This is a genomic window from Nodosilinea sp. LEGE 07088 (assembly GCF_015207395.1).
Taxonomy (GTDB): domain Bacteria; phylum Cyanobacteriota; class Cyanobacteriia; order Phormidesmidales; family Phormidesmidaceae; genus Nodosilinea.
On record NZ_JADEWX010000333.1, the window covers coordinates 1 to 2,485 of the forward strand.

The window sequence follows — 2,485 nt, forward strand, 5'->3', positions numbered from 1 at the left end:
ATCAACAATCGAATTAAGTTGATTAAGCGCCAAGCTTATGGGTTTGTAAACTTTGAGAATTTCCGTAAGCGCTTGCTAGCTTGCTTTTCTGATTAGAAAAACTTATCACCATGCTGCCGGAAGAACCGAAATATTTCCGCCTATCTACCCGTATGGGGATCTTAGGTAGAAACTTTCCCTCTAATTAGAAGTTATGTATTTCACCTATCAAGGTTATGAGAATGAGTAAAACTGAAAAGTTTTGGGACAGCGCGTCTAAAAACTACGACAAGACCGAAGAGCGATTTGAGTACATTCATAATAAATCCAGAGAGAATACTAAAAGGTACTTGAAAGATAGCGACACCGTTCTGGATTATGGATGCGGAACTGGAACAGCATCCTGTCAGTTTTCAGGCCTTGTTAAAGAAATTCATGCAATTGATATATCATCGAAGATGATTGAAATAGCTAACGAGAAAGCAGCAGCTAGTAAAATTGAGAACGTGAGATTTGAGCAGTCCGATATTTTTGATAAAAAGTATTCCAATGAATCATATGACGTAATACTAGCTTTGAATATGTTGCACACGGTTACAAGTCCTCGGGACATGATGCGGCGAATAAACGAATTGCTAAAACCAGAAGGCGTATTTATTTCTGTAACACCTTGCCTACGCCAGAAAATGTCGTTTTTAGTGAACCTTCAGATTCAGCTGGTTCGGGTATTGTGTAAAACTGGATTAATTCCAATTCCTATAAGGAGGATAACAAGCTCTGAAGTAGACGATCTTTTAGAAATTGCCGAGTTTCAAACAGTTGAATCAGAGGAAATTTATAAAGGGGCATCTAGTTATTTCGTTGTGGTGAAAAAGTTGCGAAAAACATAACAAGCGCATGCACACGGATCACATTGCCCGCTGCGCGGTCAACATGACCGGTGATGCGAGGCGTTAAGCAGCGGTTCTACCACAGTTTCTTGTTCAATCTTCTTCGCTATGGCAGCAATCGACTACGACAGAATCACGTTCACGCGGCTAACTAAGATTCCCCCAGCTGCCATCATCAACCTAATGAATGATCCCGCAGTCCGACGGCACCTACCACTGGCTCGGGATGAGTTTGGCGATGTTGAGTGCGATCGCTTTGTCGCTACTAAGGAAAGAATGTGGGAGGAGAGAGGGTTTGGACCTTGGGCCTTCGTGCTGGATGACGAGTTCATCGGTTGGGGTGGCCTTCAGCCGGAAGGCGAAGATGTAGACGTGGGGCTCGTCCTTAGTCGAAAGTACTGGGGAGCTGGTCTTGCTCTCTACCGGAGAATTCTGGCATACGCATTCGAAGAACTCTGCGTTGACTCCGTTACTGCTCTGCTTCCCCCAAGTAGGACAAGGGTTTCAGCACTGCGGCGGCTTGGCTTCCGCGAAGATGGTGAGATTGCGATACAAGACCAGCGCTTCATCCGCTACCGGCTCATTCGAAGCAGCTGACGAACCTGATGGAGGAAGATTCACAAGGAGACACCTGCCATGAAGCACTACTTCCACCCGATGAGTAGAGGCGCGACGACCGACTGGATGCTTACAGAGCTTGAAGCTCCCCATGAGAAGATCATCATTGATTTTTTCGCAGGCGAGAATAACTCGCCGGAATATCGCGCCATCAACCCCATGGGAAAGGTTCCAGCGCTTGAGGACGAGGGCAGGATCGTGACTGAGACTGCAGCGATCTGTGCTTATTTGGCTGACAAGTACCTTGACAAAGGGTTTGCCCCGGCAGTGAGTTCCCCTGATCGGGCGCGTTACTACCGCTACCTTTTCTTTCCTGGGACGACCCTTGAACCGATGTTTTCGGTCGCTCAGCTGGGAATCACCGATTTCAACCCTCAGTCCGTCGGTTGGGGAGATATGGATCGCTGCCTAGCTACAGTGGAGTCGATGACCCCCAAATCCGGTTGGGTCATGGGCGAGCGGTTTACCGCAGCCGACGTAGTATTTGGTGGCACTTTGGATTTTGCAATCCAGTTTGGCTGGTTGAAGGACGCCTCACCGACAGTCGCGGCATACGTGGAGCGGATTCGGGCTAGACCCGCCTACCAACAGACACATCCTCAATCGGGGGCTCAGTAAACGCTCCCCCGTCGAAACCTCTCGACACTTTTGAAACCACACTCCAGGGCGATCGCCCCAACGCACCCCGATAACCCTCAGCAGTTGGGAGAATTATTATACTGAATACGTCTACCTAATCACCCATGTCGGGGTATTAGGTAGACGTGATTCCACCTATCTGCCCAAAACAGCATCTTAGGCGGAAATATTTCAGCCTATTTACCCGTATGGGGATCTTAGGTGGAAACTTTCCTTCTAATAATGAGTTAGGCGCGCGACTCGAAGTCGTTCGGGGGAGTTGGAAAGGACTCCTAAGTTCTTTCCCTGCTAGTGTTCAAGCAGATGTCCGCCTCGGAATGTTCAACCCGTAAGGGGAGGGCAGTATCAGCAGACGAGGT

Annotated in this window: 4 protein-coding genes; all 4 read left to right on the forward strand. The window is 48.3% G+C overall.

Annotated elements, in window-relative coordinates; translation table 11 throughout:
• The 4 genes from IQ254_RS34135 (at position 1) to IQ254_RS30670 (ending at position 2,105) form a co-directional block, all read left to right on the forward strand.
• Complete coding sequence (locus tag IQ254_RS34135) at positions 1–96, forward strand: transposase (RefSeq protein WP_369011301.1); 96 nt, start codon at positions 1–3, stop codon at positions 94–96.
• A 125-nt stretch (positions 97–221) separates the two neighbouring features.
• Complete coding sequence (locus IQ254_RS30660) at positions 222–869, forward strand: bifunctional 2-polyprenyl-6-hydroxyphenol methylase/3-demethylubiquinol 3-O-methyltransferase UbiG (protein WP_193969916.1); 648 nt, start codon at positions 222–224, stop codon at positions 867–869.
• 108 nt (positions 870–977) lie between these two features.
• A complete protein-coding gene (locus IQ254_RS30665; protein ID WP_193969917.1) occupies positions 978–1,466 on the forward strand; it encodes a GNAT family N-acetyltransferase in 489 nt (162 codons plus the stop codon).
• Positions 1,467–1,505: 39 nt separating this feature from the next.
• The gene (locus IQ254_RS30670) at positions 1,506–2,105 is read left to right on the forward strand and encodes a glutathione S-transferase family protein (protein ID WP_193969918.1); all 600 of its coding nucleotides are present in this window, start codon (positions 1,506–1,508) and stop codon (positions 2,103–2,105) included.
• Positions 2,106–2,485 lie beyond the last annotated feature (380 nt).

Bases quoted from the DNA above. Each gene is read 5' to 3' on its own strand.
- IQ254_RS30670 (WP_193969918.1), top strand. From the start codon at position 1,506: ATGAAGCACTACTTCCACCCGATGAGTAGAGGCGCGACGACCGACTGG.
- IQ254_RS30665 (WP_193969917.1), top strand. From the start codon at position 978: ATGGCAGCAATCGACTACGACAGAATCACGTTCACGCGGCTAACTAAG.
- IQ254_RS30660 (WP_193969916.1), top strand. From the start codon at position 222: ATGAGTAAAACTGAAAAGTTTTGGGACAGCGCGTCTAAAAACTACGAC.